Annotated in this window: 17 protein-coding genes; 16 read left to right on the forward strand and 1 reads right to left on the reverse strand. The window is 64.9% G+C overall.

The genetic code is table 11. The annotated features are described in order from the left end of the window. Window positions 1-197 precede the first annotated feature (197 nt). From surE to AC56LG_RS10785, 6 genes are all read left to right on the forward strand, one after another. Complete coding sequence (surE, locus tag AC56LG_RS10760; RefSeq protein ID WP_497166105.1) at window positions 198-935, forward strand: 5'/3'-nucleotidase SurE; 738 nt, start codon at window positions 198-200, stop codon at window positions 933-935. Further along, on the forward strand, window positions 932-1807 hold the full coding sequence (locus tag AC56LG_RS10765; RefSeq protein WP_497166106.1) for a protein-L-isoaspartate(D-aspartate) O-methyltransferase: 876 nt from the start codon (window positions 932-934) through the stop codon (window positions 1805-1807). Before surE ends, AC56LG_RS10765 begins: the two co-directional genes overlap by 4 nt. A 34-nt stretch (window positions 1808-1841) precedes the next feature. Further along, window positions 1842-2768, forward strand: coding sequence for a peptidoglycan DD-metalloendopeptidase family protein (locus AC56LG_RS10770; protein ID WP_497166107.1), 927 nt, complete (start codon window positions 1842-1844; stop codon window positions 2766-2768). 131 nt (window positions 2769-2899) lie between these two features. After that, entirely contained in the window at window positions 2900-3922 is a 1023-nt protein-coding gene (gene rpoS, locus AC56LG_RS10775) for an RNA polymerase sigma factor RpoS (protein WP_497166108.1), read from the forward strand. Between the two features lie 130 nt (window positions 3923-4052). After that, complete coding sequence (gene rlmD, locus AC56LG_RS10780; RefSeq protein WP_497166109.1) at window positions 4053-5396, forward strand: 23S rRNA (uracil(1939)-C(5))-methyltransferase RlmD; 1344 nt, start codon at window positions 4053-4055, stop codon at window positions 5394-5396. A gap of 119 nt (window positions 5397-5515) precedes the next feature. Further along, window positions 5516-7243, forward strand: coding sequence for a hybrid sensor histidine kinase/response regulator (locus AC56LG_RS10785; RefSeq protein ID WP_497166110.1), 1728 nt, complete (start codon window positions 5516-5518; stop codon window positions 7241-7243). Window positions 7244-7505: 262 nt separating this feature from the next. Here the strand turns inward: AC56LG_RS10785 and AC56LG_RS10790 are convergent, their stop codons facing one another. Continuing rightward, the gene (locus AC56LG_RS10790) at window positions 7506-8192 is read right to left on the reverse strand and encodes a Bax inhibitor-1/YccA family protein (RefSeq protein WP_192050697.1); all 687 of its coding nucleotides are present in this window, start codon (window positions 8190-8192) and stop codon (window positions 7506-7508) included. Between the two features lie 275 nt (window positions 8193-8467). On the opposite strand from AC56LG_RS10790, the gene ndk reads away from it, so the two are divergent. From ndk to hfq, 10 genes are all read left to right on the forward strand, one after another. After that, complete coding sequence (gene ndk / locus AC56LG_RS10795; protein WP_497166111.1) at window positions 8468-8881, forward strand: nucleoside-diphosphate kinase; 414 nt, start codon at window positions 8468-8470, stop codon at window positions 8879-8881. 77 nt (window positions 8882-8958) lie between these two features. Continuing rightward, entirely contained in the window at window positions 8959-10131 is a 1173-nt protein-coding gene (rlmN, locus tag AC56LG_RS10800) for a dual-specificity RNA methyltransferase RlmN (protein WP_497166417.1), read from the forward strand. An 8-nt stretch (window positions 10132-10139) separates the two neighbouring features. Continuing rightward, the gene (gene pilW, locus AC56LG_RS10805) at window positions 10140-10949 is read left to right on the forward strand and encodes a type IV pilus biogenesis/stability protein PilW (RefSeq protein ID WP_497166112.1); all 810 of its coding nucleotides are present in this window, start codon (window positions 10140-10142) and stop codon (window positions 10947-10949) included. Between the two features lie 7 nt (window positions 10950-10956). After that, window positions 10957-11955 (forward strand): RodZ domain-containing protein, encoded by a 999-nt coding sequence (locus tag AC56LG_RS10810; protein WP_497166113.1) that lies wholly within the window; start codon window positions 10957-10959, stop codon window positions 11953-11955. Between the two features lie 46 nt (window positions 11956-12001). Continuing rightward, on the forward strand, window positions 12002-13276 hold the full coding sequence (gene ispG, locus AC56LG_RS10815) for a flavodoxin-dependent (E)-4-hydroxy-3-methylbut-2-enyl-diphosphate synthase (protein ID WP_497166114.1): 1275 nt from the start codon (window positions 12002-12004) through the stop codon (window positions 13274-13276). A 149-nt stretch (window positions 13277-13425) separates the two neighbouring features. Beyond that, window positions 13426-14769, forward strand: coding sequence for a histidine--tRNA ligase (hisS, locus tag AC56LG_RS10820; RefSeq protein ID WP_497166115.1), 1344 nt, complete (start codon window positions 13426-13428; stop codon window positions 14767-14769). Window positions 14770-14821: 52 nt separating this feature from the next. Continuing rightward, the gene (locus tag AC56LG_RS10825) at window positions 14822-15481 is read left to right on the forward strand and encodes a YfgM family protein (protein ID WP_497166116.1); all 660 of its coding nucleotides are present in this window, start codon (window positions 14822-14824) and stop codon (window positions 15479-15481) included. An 86-nt stretch (window positions 15482-15567) separates the two neighbouring features. Further along, window positions 15568-16722 carry an outer membrane protein assembly factor BamB gene (bamB, locus tag AC56LG_RS10830; RefSeq protein WP_497166117.1) on the forward strand — a complete coding sequence of 385 codons (1155 nt, stop codon included), beginning with the start codon at window positions 15568-15570 and terminating at the stop codon, window positions 16720-16722. Window positions 16723-16731: 9 nt separating this feature from the next. Then, window positions 16732-18069, forward strand: a complete 1338-nt coding sequence (gene der / locus AC56LG_RS10835; protein ID WP_497166118.1) for a ribosome biogenesis GTPase Der — start codon at window positions 16732-16734, stop codon at window positions 18067-18069. A 271-nt stretch (window positions 18070-18340) separates the two neighbouring features. Continuing rightward, a complete protein-coding gene (gene hfq, locus AC56LG_RS10840; RefSeq protein ID WP_019141241.1) occupies window positions 18341-18577 on the forward strand; it encodes an RNA chaperone Hfq in 237 nt (78 codons plus the stop codon). Window positions 18578-18582: the final 5 nt, after the last annotated feature.

Below are 18582 nucleotides of genomic sequence, written 5' to 3' on the forward strand. Positions count from 1 at the left end.
CAGAAGAGGCCGCGGCGCCGCATGAAGCGAACTCGACAGGAACGCAGCGTCGTTTCAGGACAACGTTGCTACGTCATCATGAACGCCGCCCCGGCGGGGCGTAGCACCGCTGCGGGACAAGGCGCTACCGCCCCGCTGCCGAGAAATTATGTCCTCCGAATGCGCGTGAAAAGCGTTGCTTCAGGTAAAATCGGTGGATGCGAATTCTTATCAGTAACGACGACGGCTATCTCGCCCCTGGTATCAATGCCCTGGCGGAAGCCCTGGCGAGCATCGCCGAAATCATCGTGGTCGCGCCCGACAGCAATCGCTCGGGCGCGTCGAACTCGCTGTCGCTCGACCGTCCGCTGACGGTCAACCGCGCCGCCAACGGTTTTTATTTCGTCAACGGCACCCCGACCGATTGCGTGCACATCGCCCTCACCGGCATGGGCGACGCGCTGCCCGACCTGGTCGTTTCCGGCATCAACAACGGCCAGAACATGGGCGACGACACCTTGTATTCCGGCACCGTCGCGGCCGCCACCGAAGCCTATCTGTTCGGCATCCCGGCCATCGCGTTTTCCCAGGTCAACCATGGCTGGGAGCACCTCGATGCCGCCGCCCGCGTCGCGCGCGACGTCGTCCAGCGCCGCTTCGACATGCTGCCGTCGCCCTTCCTGCTGAACGTGAACATCCCGAACCTGCCCTACGAGGCGCTCGGGCCATTGACCCCGACCCGCCTCGGGCGCCGCCACCAGGCCGAACCCGTGATCCGTTCGCAGGATCCGCGCGGGCGCGAGATCTTCTGGATCGGCGCCCCCGGCGCCTGCCGCGATGCGAGCGAGGGCACCGACTTCCATGCTACCCAGCATGGCATGGTGTCGATCACGCCGCTGCAGGTGGACCTGACGCACAAACCCCAGCTCGAACTGCTGGCACAGGGACTGGCATGACAGAACGCGGCAAAGCCCCCGGAGGCAGTACCTTCCCTTTGCCGCTGTCGTCGGTGACCGGCGGCGGCGCGCGCAAACCAACGACGCCGGCGCCGATCGCCACGCCGCAGACCGCGACCCAGAACGCCGCGCGCGCCGTCGGCGGGGCCCAGCCGCCCAAGGCGGCGCAACCCGGCCCGAAACTGCCCGGCTACGCTCCGAACACCCAGAGCGCCCCGGCCGCCCAGCGTTCCGACCTGGCGGCGACCGAAGCGATCCGCCGCGCGATGGTGGCGCGGGTGGCCGGCCAGGGCGTGCGCGATCCCGTGGTGCTGGGCGCGCTCGAAGCGGTGCCGCGCCACCTGTTCATCGAGCCGGCCTTGTCGAGCCAGGCCTATGTCGACGCCTCGCTGCCGATCGGCCACCACCAGACGATTTCCCAGCCGTATATCGTGGCGCGCATGATCGAAGCGATGCGCGACGGCAAAAACATGAACCGCGTGCTCGAGATCGGCACCGGCTGTGGCTACCAGGCGGCGGTGTTGGCACGGGTGGCGCAAGACGTGTATTCGATCGAGCGCATCAAGCCCCTGCATGAGCTCGCCAAGTCCAACCTGCGACCATTGCGCCTGTCCAACCTGCGTTTGCACTACGGAGATGGTATGCTCGGGCTCGCACAGGTTGCGCCATTCGACGGAATCATCCTCGCCGCGGCCGGGATGGAAGTGCCGCGCGCTCTCCTGGAACAGCTCGCCATCGGCGCGCGCCTGGTAGCCCCGGTCGGCGGCCAGGTCCAACACCTGCAACGGATCACCCGCACCGGCAAGTCGGCGTGGGCCAGCGAAACCCTGGAAGCCTGCCACTTCGTGCCTTTGAGGCCTGGCACCGCTTGACCGCTGCACAGTACGTTATACATATTAGATGAGAATGAAACAAACACCCCGTTTAGTCCTGCTGACCCTCACGCTCGGCCTGTTTGCCGGCTGTTCCTCCACCCCCCGCCACGCACCGATCGTCGAGCGTCCCGTCGGTTCCGCCGCCAAGACGCGTCCGGCGCCGGCACGCGACGAGGCACGTCCCGATGCGAAAGGCTTCTATACCGTGCGCCGCGGCGACACGCTGCTGCGCATCGCCTTCGACCATGGCCAGAGCTACCGCGACCTGGTCACCTGGAACAACCTGGCCGATCCGGACGACATCAAGGTCGGCCAGGTGCTGCGCGTGACGCCGAGCGAACGCCAGGCCAGCACGTCCGTCGTGACCCAGCCGGTGCCGATGCCGCCGGACAGCCGCCCATCGGTGCCGCGCAAGACCACGCCGCGCGCCGACAAGAAGACCTACGACGACACCGCCGATGCAGGACGCAGCGAACGGTCCGGCGAGCGCGCCGAAACCGTGGCGGCCGCCGCGGCGGCGCCGCCCGCGGTAGCCGCCGCGGCCGCGACCGGTTCGCGCGTCGGCAGCACCGTGACCGCGACCGACGACGAGAAGCTGAGCTGGATGTGGCCGTCGGACGGGCGCATCATCGCCACCTTCGACGAAGGCAAGAACAAGGGCATCGATATCGCCGGGCGCGCGGGACAGCAAGTCATGGCGGCGGGCGCCGGCAAAGTAATGTACGCTGGTAGCGGTATCCGAGGTTATGGTAATCTCGTCATCGTTAAACACAGCAACAGCTTGCTGTCGGCCTATGCCCACAACCGCGCGATCGTCGTCAAGGAAGGCGACAACGTGGCCAAGGGGCAAGTGATCGCCGAGATGGGCGATTCCGATGCCGATACGGTGAAGCTGCATTTCGAGATTCGCCAGCAGGGCAAACCGGTCGATCCGTCGAGGTTCTTGCCTAGCCGATAGTAGAGCGCTTGTAAAAAGTGGCAGGGCAAGGCGCAGCGCCGCATCGGCGGACCGCGAAGACAGTACGCCGGTACGGCGAGACGATGCAACGCCGCCATGGCGGTTTTTACATGCGCTCGTAGAGAGGGCCAATGACGCTGCCGCCGCATTCCGAAGACCAAGACGTTTCAGACGAACTGCCTGACGATCTGGACGGCGAGGGCGCGTCAGGCATGGACGCCCCGGCACGCGACGGCGCCGGGGGCGAGCCGCTGCTGCCCGGCGCGGCCGCCGAGGTCGACAGCGTCGACGAGCTCAAGAAAGTGCTCGCCGCCGAACTGTCGACCGACACCACCCAGCATTACCTGAACCAGATCGGCACCCGGCCGCTGTTGTCGGCCCAGCAGGAATCGCACTACGCGACCCTGGCCAAGGCAGGCGACTTCGATGCCCGCCAGAAGATGATCGAGCATAATTTGCGGCTCGTGGTCTCGATCGCCAAGCACTACATCAACCGCGGGGTGGTCCTGCTCGACCTGATCGAGGAGGGCAACATCGGCCTGATGCGCGCCATCGACAAGTTCGAGCCGGAGCGCGGTTTCCGCTTCTCCACCTACGCCACCTGGTGGATTCGCCAGAGCATCGAACGCGCCATCATGAACCAGGCGCGCACCGTGCGCCTGCCGGTGCACATGGTGCGCGAACTCAATGGCGTGCTGCGCGCCAAATATCACCTGGAAGCCCGGCACCACGACGGCAAGGATGCCAGCGTCGAGGACATCGCCAGCCTGGTCGGGCGTCCGCCGGAAGAAGTGCAGGACATCCTGGCCCTGTCCGAGCATGCCGCCTCGCTCGACGCGCCGCTCGACAACGATCCGGGATCGAGCCTGATGGACATGCTGCCGGGCGAAAGCGAAGACGGTCCCGATGCGCGCGCCGAGCAGCACGAGATGACCGAACTGGTGCGCGACTGGCTGACGCGCCTGCCGGAAAAGCAGCGCCTGGTCGTGATGCGCCGCTTCGGGCTCGACAACGACGACCCGGCCACGCTGGAAACCCTGGCCGAGGAGATGGGCGTGACGCGCGAGCGCGTACGCCAGATCCAGCAGGAGGCGCTGGTCAAGCTGAAGCGGGCGATGGCGGCCCGTGGCGTGGTGCGCGATTCCTTGTTATGATGCGGCCGGTTCTGTGAGCTGATCAGGCTCGCTTCCGCATCCGCTTTCCATTGTTCACGCTTTACGCGTGGGCACGGGGCGCCCACCCTACATTACGGTCCTGCACGGGCAAGCATTGCCCATCCTACCTATGCAAGAAACTTTCATCGAAATCAAATCCCTCGACGCGGATGCGCGCGGCGTCGGCCACCTCGAGAACGAGGACGGCACCCAGGGCAAGGTCGTCTTTGTCGAAGACGCCTTGCCGGGCGAGCGCGTCAGCTACGAGGTCAAGAAGAAGAAAAAGAACTGGGAAGCGGGGCGCATGGTCACGCTCCAGCGCGCCTCGTCGATGCGGGTCGAACCACGCTGCCAGCACTTCGGTTACTGCGGCGGCTGCTCGATGCAGCACCTCGAGCCGACCGCGCAGGTGGCGATGAAGGGGCGCACGCTGGAAGACAACCTGTGGCACCTGAGCAAAGTGAAAGCGGAAACCATCATGCGCCCGATGTATGGGCCGACCTGGGGCTACCGCTTCCGCGCGCGCCTCTCGGTGCGCTGGGTGGCGAAAAAGGAAACCGTGCTGGTCGGCTTCCACGAGCGCGCCTCCGCGTTTGTCGCCGACATCACCTTCTGCCATATCCTGCCGCCGCACCTGGGTGGCATGCTGGTGCCGCTGCGTAACTTGATCGGCGCGCTGTCGATCTACAACCAGGTGCCGCAGATCGAAGTGGCGGTCGGCGAGGAAAGCACGGTGCTGGTGCTGCGCATCATGGCGCCGATGAATGCCAAGGACGAAGAGCTGCTGAAAGCCTTTGCCGACGAGTGGGGCATCCAGTGGTGGCTGCAGCCGAAGGGGCCGGAAACCGTGTACCCGTTCTACCCGATCGGCAAGGAGTTGTACTACACGCTGCCCGAGTACGGCGTGCGCATGCCGTTCAAGCCGACCGATTTTACCCAGGTGAACCACCAGATCAACCGGGCCTTGGTGCACAAGGCGCTGACCCTGCTCGACGTGCAGCCGCAAGACCGCGTGGCCGACCTGTTCTGCGGCCTGGGCAACTTCACGCTGCCCCTTGCCACCCAGGCGCGCGAAGTGGTCGGCATCGAAGGCAGCACCACGCTCACCACGCGTGCGCTGGAAAACGCCAAGGCCAACGGCCTGTCGGACAAGACGACCTTTTATACGCGCAACCTGTTCGAGGCAACGGCCGAGGACCTGGTGCGGCTGGGCCGCTTCGACCGCATGTTGATCGACCCGCCGCGCGACGGCGCGATTGCGCTGGCCGAGGCGCTGGCGCACCTGCGCGAAGGCGGCAACGCCGACTTCCTCCCCAAGCGCATCGTCTACGTGTCGTGCAGTCCGTCGACGCTGGCGCGCGACGCCGGGGTGCTGGTGCACCGCGCCGGCTACGTGATGAAAAAGGCGGGCGTGGTCAACATGTTCCCGCATACCTCGCACGTCGAATCGATCGGGGTATTCGACCTGCCTTGATGCGCATGTGCCGCTGTACGTGCGCTGCCGTACGCCCGTTATTGTGTGCATATTGACGCGTAACCGAGCATGTTGCACTCTTGATGACTGGGCCGCCCCTGGCCGCACAAGAATGCAACATGACTATTTCAATACCCCCGGAGCAGTACCGCCGGATTTTCGAGTCCGCTCCCGGCGCCTTCCTGCTGCTCCTGCCCGATGCCGGCTACACCATCGCCGGCGTCAGCGACGATTACCTGCGCGGTACGCTGCGCCGGCGCGACGAGATCGTGGGCCGCCCCGTATTCGAGGTGTTTCCCGATAACCCGCTGACGCCGGAAGCCAATTCCACCCGCAACCTGGGCCGTTCGCTCGCGCGCGTGCTGGCCACGCGCGCGCCCGACGTGATGCCGATCCAGCGCTACGACGTGCCGCGCGCCGATGGCGAGGGTTTCGAGCTGCGCTACTGGAGTCCGGTCAACGCGCCGGTACTGGCCGACGACGGCAGCCTGCTGTACATCGTGCACCGGGTCGACAACGTCACCGAGTACGTGCAGCAGGGCGAAGAAAACCTGCGCCAGCGCAGCGTGAGCGAGCAACTGTCGGCCGAGAAGCTGCGCATGGAAGCGGAAATCGTCCAGCGCAGCCGCGAACTCGATACGCTCAACTCCAGCCTGCACGAAGCGAATGCCGCGCTCTCCGAGTATGCGCGCGGCGCGCGCGAGGAAGCCGAGCGCAAGAACGAGTTCCTCGCCATGCTGGCGCACGAACTGCGCAATCCGCTGGCGGCGCTGTCGTCGGCCTTGCAGGTCTGGGAAGTGACGGGCGCCGACGCGCGCCGCCAGCAGGAATTGCAGGCCGTTTGCCGGCGCCAGATGGGCAACCTGACGCGCCTGGTGGACGACCTGCTCGAGATGTCGCGCATGGACCGCGGCGAAGTCGAGCTGCAACGCGCGCCGCTCGACCTGCGCGACGTGCTGGACAGCGCGCTGCACGCCACCCGCGCACTGTTCGACCGTCACAGCGTGACCCTGGCGACGCGCATCGTCCCAGCCGCGCCGGCTGCGCTGCGGATGATCGGCGACGCCACCCGGCTCGAGCAGGTGCTGGTCAACCTGCTCGGCAATGCCGCGAAGTACAGTCCGCGCGGCGCCGCGGTCGAGGTGCGGCTCGATGCGACCGAACGCGATGGCCGCGGCTGGGCGCGCATCGAGGTGGCCGATGCGGGCAGGGGAATCCCGCCAGATAAGCTGGAAGCGATCTTCGGCATGTTCGTGCAGGTCGACACCCGGATCGACCGCGCCCGCGGCGGCCTCGGCATCGGCCTGAGCCTGGTGCGCGCCCTGGTCGAGCTGCACGGCGGCCGCGCCTGGGCCGAGAGTGCCGGCATCGGATGCGGCAGCCGCTTCATCGTCGAGTTGCCGCTGGCGCCCGTGTTCGAGGCCGACCCGCCCATTGCGCCTTCCTCCGCATCCGCGTTGCCGCCGGCCGGCGCGGCCGTGCGCGAGGTGCTGGTCATCGAAGACAATGCCGACGCCCGCGACACGCTGTGCGCCTTGCTCGCCGCCTCCGGCTACGCCGTGACAGCCGCCGCCGACGGCCACGATGGGCTGGCGCAGATCGTCCGCAACCGGCCGGACGTGGCCATCGTCGATATCGGTTTGCCGGGCCTGGATGGCTTCGAAGTCGCACGCGGCGCACGCCAGGCCCTGGGGCGCGCCGCGCCGCGGCTGGTCGCACTCACTGGCTACAGTTCGGCGGAAGTAGGGCGCGCCGCACTCGAGGCCGGATTCGACCTGCACGTCGTCAAGCCGATCAGCCTGGCATCGCTGGCAGAGGTGCTGGCCGCCAGGTCGCCGCAGCCTTGAAAAGAATGCTCGGACCGGTAAGGTGGGCGGCTCTACCTTGGGTACGTGCCAGTCCGCTGCCGTGATGCCGCCCACGCGTTCAACCGCCCTCCGAAACATCGCGACGAATCGCCGACCGGTCGAACGCGTGGTGGCGCAAAGGCTTCTGGTCCGCGAACGGGAGCGGTTTAGCCGCCCACCTTACAGGTCCGCGCATCGTTCTCGATAAAAAGACGCAAAAAAGCCGACCCGCAGGTCGGCTTCGTCGTTCCAGCCGCGCCGCTCAGTCGCGGTCGCCGCCCAGGCCCAGCAGGGCCAGCAGGTTGCTGAAGATGTTGTACACGTCCAGGTAGATCGCCAGCGTCGCGGTGATGTAGTTGGTTTCGCCGCCGTTGACGATGCGCTGCACGTCGTACAGGATGAAGGCCGAGAAGATACCGATGGCCAGCACCGAGAACACGATCGACAGCGCCGACATCTGCAGGAAGATGTTGGCGACGCCCGCCAGCAGCAGCACGATCACGCCGGCGAACAGCCAGCTGCCCATGCCCGAGAAGTCGCGCTTGGTGGTGGTGGCGATGCTGGCCATCACGGCGAACACGACCGCGGTGCCGCCGAAGGCGGTCATGATCAGCTGGCCGCCGTTACTGTAGCCGAGCGTATGGCGCAGCAGCGGCGTGAGCATCAGGCCCATGAAGAAGGTGAAGCCCAGCAGCACGAAGACGCCGACCGCGGAATCCTTGGTCTTCTGGATCGCGAACATGAAGCCGAAGGCGACCGCCAGGAAGATGACGAAGCCCATGCCGCCGCTAAGCATCGGCAGTTGCATCGACACGCCGATGTAGGCGCCGAGCACGGTCGGGATCATCGACAGCGCGAGCAGCCAGAAGGTGTTGCGCAGGACTTTGTTGCGCGTGACCTGGCCTACGGCCACGTCGTAAGCGGGTTGCTTTTGCAGGATGGGATTCATGTTGCCTCCGGGTTGGTAAATATATTCCACTCAAGAATAGCATGGCGCCGCTGCGGGATGACTGGCCTTAAGCTATTCATAAGGGAGCCCGCCTAAGGTAGCGCCGGTAGCGCCGCATTGACAAGGCCGTTTTTCGCCGCCACTCTACCACCTTGGCCGTCGCCGCCGCAATATCCTCGATATGGGGCGAGGTATGGTAAAATCAAAGGTTGATTGAGTTCTCTTCTTCTCGACTTCTTCTCGATCCAAACCTTTCTTTTTATTGGAGTTTTTACATGGCAATCGAACGCACCCTGTCGATCATCAAACCAGACGCAGTCGCAAAAAACGTCATCGGCCAAATCTACACCCGCTTCGAACAGGCTGGCCTGAAGATCGTTGCAGCCCGCATGACCCAGCTGACCCGCGAGCAGGCCGAAGGCTTCTACGCCGCTCACAAAGAGCGCGGCTTCTTCAACGACCTGGTCAACTTCATGGTCTCCGGTCCAGTCATGATCCAGGCCCTGGAAGGCGAAAACGCCGTCCTGGCGCACCGCGACCTGATGGGCGCGACCGATCCGAAGAAGGCCGAGAAGGGCACCATCCGCGCCGACTTCGCCGATTCGATCGATGCCAACGCCGTCCACGGTTCGGACGCCGTCGAAGCCGCACAAGTTGAAATCGCTTACTTCTTCCCAGAACTGAAGTAATCGCTTCACGTTTCAACCGCTCGCCTGCTGCCTCGGGCCCGGCGAGCGGGTTCGCATTATCTTTAGTACACAGGACAATCATGACGACGCTCACCAATCTGCTGGACTTCGATCCCGCGCAACTCGTCGCTTACTGCGCCGAATTGGGTGAGAAGCCGTTCCGCGCCAAGCAACTGCAGCGCTGGATCCATCAGTTCGGCGCCGCCAGCTTCGACGAGATGACCGATCTGGCCAAGTCGCTGCGCGAAAAACTGAAAACCCGCGCCGAAGTCCGCGCGCCCGGCATCATCAGCGACCACACCTCCACCGACGGCACCCGCAAGTGGCTGGTCGACGTCGGCAACGGCAATGCGGTCGAAACCGTGTTCATCCCGGAAGAAAACCGCGGCACGCTGTGCATTTCCACGCAAGCCGGCTGCGCCGTGAACTGCCGCTTCTGCTCGACCGGCAAGCAGGGCTTCAACCGCAACCTGACGGTCGCCGAGATCATCGGCCAGCTGTGGATGGCCGAGTTCGAGCTGCGCCGCACCAAGGGCATCGAGCCGGGCCCGAAGGGCGAGCGCCAGATCACCAACGTCGTGATGATGGGCATGGGCGAGCCGCTGCTGAACTACGAGCCGACCGCTACCGCGCTCAAACTCATGCTCGACGATAACGCCTACGGCCTGTCGCGCCGCCGCGTGACCCTGTCGACCTCGGGCGTGGTGCCGAACATCGACAAGCTGTCGCAGGACGTGCCGGTGGCGCTGGCCGTGTCGCTGCACGCGTCGAACGACGCCCTGCGCGACATCCTGGTGCCGCTGAACAAGAAATACCCGCTGCGCGAACTGATGGCCGCCTGCAAGCGCTATCTGGAATTCGCGCCGCGCGACTTCATCACCTTCGAGTACTGCATGCTCGACGAGTTCAACGATTCCGACGAGCATGCGCGCGAACTGATCGCCCTCGTCAACGACCCGGTCGTCGGCGTGAACTGCAAGTTCAACCTGATTCCGTTCAATCCGTTCCCGGAATCGGGCCTGAAGCGTTCGAAGAATCCGCGCATCAAGGCTTTCGCCCAGATCCTGATGGATGCCGGCATTGTCACCACCGTGCGCAAGACGCGCGGCGACGACATCGACGCCGCCTGCGGCCAGCTGGCCGGCGAAGTGCAGGACCGGACTAAAGTGGCCCAGCGCATGGAAAAGATGGCCGAATACCAGAAGAAGTTCGGCGCCGATTTCGGGCGCATCGTGGAGATTCCTTCTTGAAGCGGGCCGTGGCAGGCAGGATCGTTGCAAACACCTGCGCGGCTGCATGCGCGCTGGGCTTGCTGACGGCCTGTGCCACGGGCAACGGTGGCAGTGGTGGCGGCGAACTGAAGACCGCGTCCGACCAGACCGCGGCCGAGAAGCGCGCCAACATCCGCCTGCAGCTGGCGGTCGGTTACTACCAGCAGGGCAAGTACGACATCGCGCTCGACGAAATCAAGCAGGCGATCGCCGCCGACCCGAACTACGCCGACGCCTACGGGATGCGCGCGCTGATCTACACGGCGATGGGGCAGGTGCCGCTGGCCGACGACAATTACCAGCATGCGCTGCGCCTGGCGCCGCGCAACCCGGAACTGGCGAACAATTACGGCGCCTTCCTGTGCCAGACCGCCAACCGCCCGGGCGAGGCGATCCGCCAGTTCGATGCGGCGCTGAAGAACCCGTCCTACCAGACGCCGGTGAGCGCGCTCGTGAATGCGGGCGTCTGTAGCTTGAAGACCAAACATATCGATGCGGCCGAGCGCTACCTGCTCGACGCACTGCGCTACAACCCCGATCTGCCGGCCGTGTCCAACGGCCTGGCGCGGGTCTATTTCGAGCGGCGCGATTTCAACCGCGCCGGTTTTTTCATTAACCGCCTGACAGAGGTGTCGAAGCTCGACAACCTGTCCGCCGATGCGCTGTGGCTCGCCCTGCGGGTGCAGCGCAAACTGGGCGACCGCTCGATGGAGGCCAGCCTGGTAGCGCAGTTGCGGCGGCGCTTCCCGGGTTCGCCCGAATACCTGGCGTACGAGCGCGGGGCTTTCGATGAGTGAGACGACAATGACTTCAGAGCGCACGGAACAAAGCGCCACTTCGAACCAACACCACAGCCACCCGGGCGCGACCCTGGCAGCCCAGCGCGAAGCGATGGGCTGGACCGTCGAGCAGGTGGCCGAGCAGCTCAAGCTGGCCGTGCGCCAGGTGGTGGCGATCGAAGCGGGCGACTATGCGGCCCTGCCGAGTCCCGCCGTGACGCGCGGTTTTGTCCGCGCTTACGCCAAGATCCTGCGCCTCGACCCGGCGCCGCTGGTGACCCTGGTGCCGATGGATACGCCGGCCCCGGTCGAGTCGACCGGCGCGGTGCGGCGCGACCTGCCGAGCTCGCGCGGGGCCCTGTTTTCGCACTCGCGCTATCCGACCCACGGCAAGCGCTCCGGCGCGCCGCTAGCCTGGATCGCCGGCGTCGTGGTGGTGGCCGCGGCCGGCTTCGCGGCCTGGCATTTCGGCCTGGTCGCGCTGCCCGGCAGCACGACGGCGCCCGCCGGTGGCGACGCCACGCTGAACGCGCCGTTCGAGACCACCACCAACAGCATCCCGGCGACCGATACCACGCACAACCCGAGCGTGCCGCTGATCTCGGTGCCGGCCCCGACCGATGGCGCCGCCGCGCCGGCCACGGGCGCAGCGACACCGGCTCCGGCCACCCAGGTGCCGCCGGCGCCCGCAAACACCGCCACGCAAGCCACCGTGACCGCGACCACGGTCGCGCCGGCCGCCGCCACGCCCGTCGCGCCGGCTGCAGCTGCTCCCGCGGCGGCCGGCGCCAACACCCTGGTGCTGAACGTGCGCGAGGATTCCTGGATCGAAGTGCGCCCACAAGGCGGCAAGGCCCTGATCTCGCGCCTGGTGCGCGCGGGCAGCACCGAGACGATCGAAGTGCCGGGCACGGCGACCCTGGTGGTCGGCAATCCGACCGGCGTCTCGGCCACGCTGCGCGGCGCCGCCGTGGCGTTGCCGCCGGTGCCGGGCAAGACGATTTCCCGAGTCACGATCAAATAACGACCAGCCCCGGCAGCGTCCGGGGCGAACGATGGACGAACAACGAATGACTTCTACGAACCTGCCAATTCCTTCGGGCCCGATGGCGCGCCGCGCAAGCCGCCGCGTGCTGGTCCAGCATGGCGAACGCAAGGTCTGGATCGGCGGCGATGCCCCGGTGGTGGTGCAATCGATGACCAACACCGACACCGCCGACGTGATCGGCACCGCCATCCAGATCAAGGAGCTGGCGCGCGCCGGTTCCGAGATGGTGCGCCTCACCGTCGACAAGCCGGAAGCCGCCGCCGCCGTGCCGGCGATCCGCGAACAGCTCGACCGCATGGAAGTGGACGTGCCGCTGGTCGGCGACTTCCACTACAACGGCCACATCCTGCTGCGCGACTTTCCCGAGTGCGCCGCGGCGCTGTCGAAATACCGCATCAATCCCGGCAACGTCGGGCAGGGCGCCAAGCGCGACACCCAGTTCGCCCAGATGATCGAAGTGGCGATCAAGCACGACAAGCCGGTGCGCATCGGCGTCAACTGGGGCAGCCTGGATCAATCGCTGCTGGCGCGCATCATGGACGAGAATGCCGCGCGCGCCAATCCGTTCAGCGCGCAAGCCGTGATGTACGAGGCGCTGATCACCTCGGCCATCGAGAACGCCGTGCGCGCCGAAGAAGTCGGCCTGGCACGCGACAAGATCATCCTGTCGTGCAAGGTGTCGGCGGTGCAGGACCTGATCGCGGTCTACCGCGAGCTGGCACGCCGCTGCGACTACCCGCTGCACCTCGGCCTCACCGAAGCCGGCATGGGCAGCAAGGGCATCGTCGCCTCGACCGCGGCCTTGTCGGTGCTGCTGCAGGAAGGCATCGGCGACACCATCCGCGTGTCGCTCACGCCGGAGCCGGGCGGCGACCGCACGAAAGAGGTCGTGGTTTCCCAGGAAATCCTGCAGACCATGGGCCTGCGCAAGTTCACGCCGATGGTGATCGCCTGCCCGGGTTGCGGCCGCACCACCTCGACCGTGTTCCAGGAACTGGCCGACAACATCCAGACCTTCCTGCGCGATTCGATGCCGGAATGGAAGAAGTCGTATCCGGGCGTGGAAGCGATGAACGTGGCCGTGATGGGCTGTATCGTCAATGGTCCGGGCGAATCGAAGCACGCCAACATCGGCATCAGCCTGCCGGGTACCGGCGAATCGCCGGCGGCGCCGGTGTTCGTCGATGGCCAGAAAGTGGCCACGCTGCGCGGCGAGCGGATCGTGGATGAGTTCCAGAACATCGTTTTGGAATACGTGAAGAAAAACTACGGCCACCAGGGCGAGATCATCGTTTAACGTATGGGGTCATTGAAGCCAATGGCTTCAATGACGGATTCACCGGGCTCTTGAGCCCACGCGTTTCGTGCTTATGCACACTGCACCATCAATCGAATACCGTACCGCGTGGGCACAAGTGCCCACCCTACAAAAGCAAAGCAGAAAACATGTCCAAACCAGAAAAAATCGTCGCCATCAAAGGCATGAACGACATCCTTCCCGCCGACGCACCAATGTGGGAGCTGTTCGAAAACACCGCCGAAACGATCCTGAAAAGCTACGGCTACCAGAAGATCGTCACGCCCATCGTCGAAGAAACCGGCCTGTTCAAGCGGGCGATTGGCGCCGTGACCGACATCGTCGAGAAGGAAATGTATTCCTTCACCGATTCGATGAACGGCGACGAACTGACCCTGCGCCCTGAAGGCACGGCCGGCGTCGTGCGTGCGGTGCTCGAGCACAACATGGTGTACGACGGTCCGAAGCGCCTCTGGTACAAGGGCCCGATGTTCCGCCACGAGCGTCCGCAGCGTGGCCGCTATCGCCAGTTCTTCCAGTTCGGGGCGGAAGCGGTGGGTTTTGCCGGCCCGGACATCGACGCCGAGCTGATCATGCTGTGCCGCCGGCTGTGGGACGACCTCGGCCTGCAGAACGTGCGCCTGGAGCTGAACTCGATCGGCAATGCCGAAGAGCGCCTGCGCCACCGCGCCGACCTGATCGCCTATTTCGAATCGCATGCGGAGATCCTCGACGCCGAAGCCCAGCGCCGCCTGCACAGCAATCCGCTGCGCATCCTCGACACCAAGAACCCGACCATGCAGGAGATGGTGAACGGCGCGCCGCAACTGCTGTCTTACCTGGGCGAAGAATCGCTGGCGCACTTCGAAGGTGTGAAAAAACTGCTCGACCGCAACAACGTGCAGTACACGGTGAACCCGCGCCTGGTGCGTGGCCTCGATTACTACAACCGCACCGTGTTCGAATGGGTCACTGAAGAACTCGGTTCGCAAGGCACCATCTGCGCCGGCGGCCGTTACGATCCGCTGATCGAAACCTTCGGCGGCAAGGCCACGCCAGGCGTCGGTTTCGCGATGGGTATCGAGCGCATCATCGAGCTGATGAAGGGCCTGGGTGAGCCGGCACAACCGAGCCAGTGCGACGTCTACATGGTGCACCAGGGCGAAGAAGCGCAGGTGCAAGCCTTCATCCTGGCCGAGCGCCTGCGTGATGCCGGCCTGGACGTTGTGTTACATTGCGCTACGCCAACTGGCGCCGGCAGCTTCAAGAGCCAGATGAAAAAGGCCGACGGCAGCGGCGCATCGTTCGCCGTGATCGTGGGCGAGGACGAAGTGGCGAACAATGTGGCGCAGGTGAAATCGTTGCGCGGGGAAGCCGGCGAACAGCAGCAGGCCAGTGTCGCGTTTGACGCCGTCGTCGACCACATCGTCGACGCCATCGTCGGCGACCATGACCATGACCACGACCACGAGCACGTGCATTACCATCCGTAAGCAGGCGCAGAGAAGACCGACCGATTCACATATCACTACATAGACGAACGACATGGCATACGACCTCGAAGAACAAGAACAGATTGCGAGTTTCAAGGCTTTCTGGTCCAAATACGGCAACCTGATCACCTGGGTGCTGATCCTCGCCCTCGGCTCCTTTGCTGCCTACAACTTCTGGAATTCGCATACCCGCAAGCAGTCGGTCGAAGCGTCGGCGCTGTACGACGAACTCACCGATGCCGTCACCGCCAAGGACAATGCCAAGAGCCAGCGCATTGCCTCCGATATCCAGTCGAAGTACAAGCGCACCGCCTATGCGCAGATGAGCGCGCTGGCCGCCGCCAAGACCGCGTTCGAGACCAACGACCTGAAAACCACGAAAGCCCAGCTGCAATGGGTGCTCGACAACGGCAAGGACGACGCGTACCAGTCGGTGGCGCGCCTGCGCCTGGCCGGCGTGCTGCTCGACGAGAAGAATTTCGATGGCGCGATGAAGCTGCTGAATGAGAAATTCCTTCCGCAGTTCAGCGCCGAAGTATCGGACCGCAAGGGCGACGTGCTGGTCGCGCAGAACAAGATCGCCGACGCCCGCGCCGCCTACGTCGCCGCGCTGGCCGCCATGGGTCCGAAGCATCCGGGCAGCCAGCTGGTGCGCATCAAGCTCGAAGCCATCGGCGGCACCGCCCCGGCCGAGCCGAAAGCTGCGGCTTAACTCCTTCGATTAGCGCCAGCCCACGTCCGCTGCAAGGTGGACGTGGGCTTTGCCTCCTCTAGACTTTGGAACAAGGTAAAAGAAAAATGCGTATTACCCGTAAGCTGGTAGGTGTCGGTGTCCTGGCCCTGATGACGGGCTGCTCGACCTTGAGCTCGCTCAATCCGTTTGCATCGAAAAACAAAAGCGCCGAGCCGGCCAAGCTCGTCGAACTGAAGGGCACGATGGCGGTACGCACCGCCTGGAAACTTGACCTCGGCAAGGCGCGCGGCTACCAGTTCTCGCCTGCGCTGGCCGGCAACACGGTGGTCGTCGCCGGCGCCGACGGCAGCATCGCGCGCGTCGAGGCCGCCGACGGCCGCCAGCTGTGGCGCATCAAGGCCGGCGCCGACCTGACCGCCGGCGTCGGTACCGACGGCAACGTGATCGTCGTCGGCGCCACCGATGGCGTGCTGATGGCCTTCGACATGAATGGCAAGGCGCTGTGGACGACCCAGCTGTCGAGCGAAATCCTCTCCGCACCGGCCGTGGGGCAGGGCATCGTCGTGGCGCGCTCGATCGACAACCGCATCGTCGGCATCGACGCCACTACCGGCCAGAAGAAATGGACCGTGCAGCGCACTGCGCCGGCACTCACCCTGCGCACGGCGCCAGGCATGGCGGTCTATGACAAGGACGTCATCGTCGCCCAGCCGGCCGGCAAGCTCGGCGCCTTCCTGATCGCCACCGGCGCCCCGCGCTGGGAAGTCGAAGTCGGCACCGCACGCGGCGCCACCGAACTCGAGCGCGTGACCGACCTCGGCGGCATGCCGACGATTTTCGAATCCGACGTCTGCGCCGTGGCCTACCAGGGCCGCGTCGCCTGCTACGACGTGGCCAGCGGCTCGCCGCGCTGGACGCGCGACCTGTCCTCGACGGTCGGCGTGGCGGTCGACCAGCGCTTCGTCTTCGCCGCCGACGACAAGGGCGCTTTAAATGCCTTCAACCGCGATGGCGGCGCCAGCGCCTGGACCAACGACAAGCTCGCCTTCCGTGGCCTGTCGACGCCGGTCTCGTACGGGCGCGCCGTTGCCGTTGGCGACTACCAGGGTTATGTCCACTTCCTCTCGCGCGAGGACGGCAGCTTCCTCGCGCGCGCCGCGACCGATGGCAGCGCCATCAGCGGCACGCCTCTGGTTGCCGGATCGAACCTGATTTTTCAAACACAAAATGGAACTGTGACCGCCATCGCGGTCGAATAGAATAACTACATGAAGCCGGTAATTGCACTCGTTGGTCGCCCGAACGTCGGGAAGTCGACCCTATTCAACCGCCTGACCCGTTCGCGCGACGCGTTGGTGGCCGACCTCCCTGGCCTGACGCGCGACCGCCACTACGGCGAAGGGCGCATCGGCGAGCGGCCGTTCCTGGTGATCGACACCGGCGGTTTCGAGCCGGTCGCCAAGGAAGGCATCATGCACGAGATGGCGCTGCAGACGAAGCAGGCGGTGGCGGAAGCCGACGTCGTGATCTTCATCGTCGACGGCCGCCAGGGCCTGACGCCGCACGACAAGACCATCACCGACTTCCTGCGCAAGTCGGGGCGCCAGGTCATGCTTGTGGTGAACAAGTCGGAAGGCATGAAATACACCTCCGTCACCGCCGAGTTCTATGAACTGGGCATGGGCGATCCGTACGTGATTTCCGCCGCCCACGGCGACGGCGTGACCGACCTCGTGGTCGAAGCGCTCGACCAGGCGTTTGCCTCGCGTCCGCACGAGGAAGAAGAGCTGGAAAACCAGGACCACGGCGTCAAGATCGCCCTGGTCGGCCGTCCCAACGTCGGCAAGTCGACCCTGATCAATACCCTGGTCGGCGAACAGCGCGTGATTGCCTTCGACATGCCGGGCACCACGCGCGACTCGATCGAAGTGCCGTTCGAGCGCGACGGCAAGCAGTACACGCTGATCGACACGGCCGGTATCCGCCGCCGCGGCAAGGTGTTCGAAGCGATCGAGAAATTCTCCGTCGTGAAAACGCTGCAGTCGGTGTCGGAAGCGAACGTGGTCGTGCTGATGCTCGACGCCCAGCAGGACATCTCCGAGCAGGACGCCCACATCGCCGGCTTCATCCTCGAATCGGGGCGCGCCCTGGTTGTCGCCGTCAACAAGTGGGATGGCTTGACCAGCGACCAGCGCGACGAGGTCAAGAACACCATGGACCGCAAGCTCGACTTCCTCGGCTTTGCGGAGACGCGTTTCATTTCGGCGCTGAAGGGCACCGGCATCAAGCAGCTGATGGCCTCGGTCGACACGGCCTACGCCGCCGCGACCGCCAACCTGTCGACGCCGCGCCTGACGCGTGCGCTGCAGGAAGCGATCGAGAAGCAGGAACCGAAGCGCAAGGGCGGCACCCGTCCGAAGATGCGCTATGCCCACCAGGGCGGCCAGAACCCGCCGGTCATCGTCATCCACGGCAATGCGCTCGATGGCGTTACCGAGCCCTATAAACGTTACCTGGAAAAGCATTTCCGCGAAACGTTCAACCTGGTCGGCACGCCGCTGCGGATTGAACTGCGCAGCGGGAAAAACCCGTTCGCCAAAGAGTAGGGTGGGCACTTGTGCCCACGCGGTGATACGCGGCGGCAAGATCATCCGGCAAGACATCGGAGCCCGTGCGTATCACCGCGTGGGCTCGAGAGCCCACCCTACGAACCGAGCCGGTTTAATTGTTTCTTAAGCGTAGCAGTACGACAAGGACGCGTAAAACAGGTTACAGTAACCCCAGGCCATCGTTCGCAAAGCTGAATCTTGCCCCGTCCACTTGAAAAGGAGGCGTCTGCCTCCATTTAGTAAACTACAACAACATTACGGAGCTGTTATGAGCAACAAAGGGCAACTGTTACAAGACCCATTCCTCAATGCCTTGCGCAAAGAGCACGTCCCGGTCTCGATCTACCTGGTCAACGGGATCAAGCTGCAAGGCCACATCGAGTCGTTCGACCAGTACGTCGTCCTGCTTCGCAACACCGTGACCCAAATGGTATACAAGCATGCCATTTCCACCGTCGTCCCGGCCCGCGCCGTCAATCTCAACCTCGAATCCGAAGCTGAGTAAGGCCG

Source organism: Telluria sp. ZB2R32, from assembly GCF_059685715.1.

Excerpts from the sequence above, each read along its gene's own strand:
- surE (WP_497166105.1), top strand. The coding sequence starts at position 198 with ATGCGAATTCTTATCAGTAACGACGACGGCTATCTCGCCCCTGGTATC.
- AC56LG_RS10765 (WP_497166106.1), top strand. The coding sequence starts at position 932 with ATGACAGAACGCGGCAAAGCCCCCGGAGGCAGTACCTTCCCTTTGCCG.
- AC56LG_RS10770 (WP_497166107.1), top strand. The coding sequence starts at position 1,842 with ATGAAACAAACACCCCGTTTAGTCCTGCTGACCCTCACGCTCGGCCTG.
- rpoS (WP_497166108.1), top strand. The coding sequence starts at position 2,900 with ATGACGCTGCCGCCGCATTCCGAAGACCAAGACGTTTCAGACGAACTG.
- rlmD (WP_497166109.1), top strand. The coding sequence starts at position 4,053 with ATGCAAGAAACTTTCATCGAAATCAAATCCCTCGACGCGGATGCGCGC.
- AC56LG_RS10785 (WP_497166110.1), top strand. The coding sequence starts at position 5,516 with ATGACTATTTCAATACCCCCGGAGCAGTACCGCCGGATTTTCGAGTCC.
- AC56LG_RS10790 (WP_192050697.1), bottom strand. The coding sequence starts at position 8,192 with ATGAATCCCATCCTGCAAAAGCAACCCGCTTACGACGTGGCCGTAGGC.
- ndk (WP_497166111.1), top strand. The coding sequence starts at position 8,468 with ATGGCAATCGAACGCACCCTGTCGATCATCAAACCAGACGCAGTCGCA.
- AC56LG_RS10810 (WP_497166113.1), top strand. The coding sequence starts at position 10,957 with ATGACTTCAGAGCGCACGGAACAAAGCGCCACTTCGAACCAACACCAC.
- ispG (WP_497166114.1), top strand. The coding sequence starts at position 12,002 with ATGACTTCTACGAACCTGCCAATTCCTTCGGGCCCGATGGCGCGCCGC.
- hisS (WP_497166115.1), top strand. The coding sequence starts at position 13,426 with ATGTCCAAACCAGAAAAAATCGTCGCCATCAAAGGCATGAACGACATC.
- AC56LG_RS10825 (WP_497166116.1), top strand. The coding sequence starts at position 14,822 with ATGGCATACGACCTCGAAGAACAAGAACAGATTGCGAGTTTCAAGGCT.
- bamB (WP_497166117.1), top strand. The coding sequence starts at position 15,568 with ATGCGTATTACCCGTAAGCTGGTAGGTGTCGGTGTCCTGGCCCTGATG.
- der (WP_497166118.1), top strand. The coding sequence starts at position 16,732 with ATGAAGCCGGTAATTGCACTCGTTGGTCGCCCGAACGTCGGGAAGTCG.
- hfq (WP_019141241.1), top strand. The coding sequence starts at position 18,341 with ATGAGCAACAAAGGGCAACTGTTACAAGACCCATTCCTCAATGCCTTG.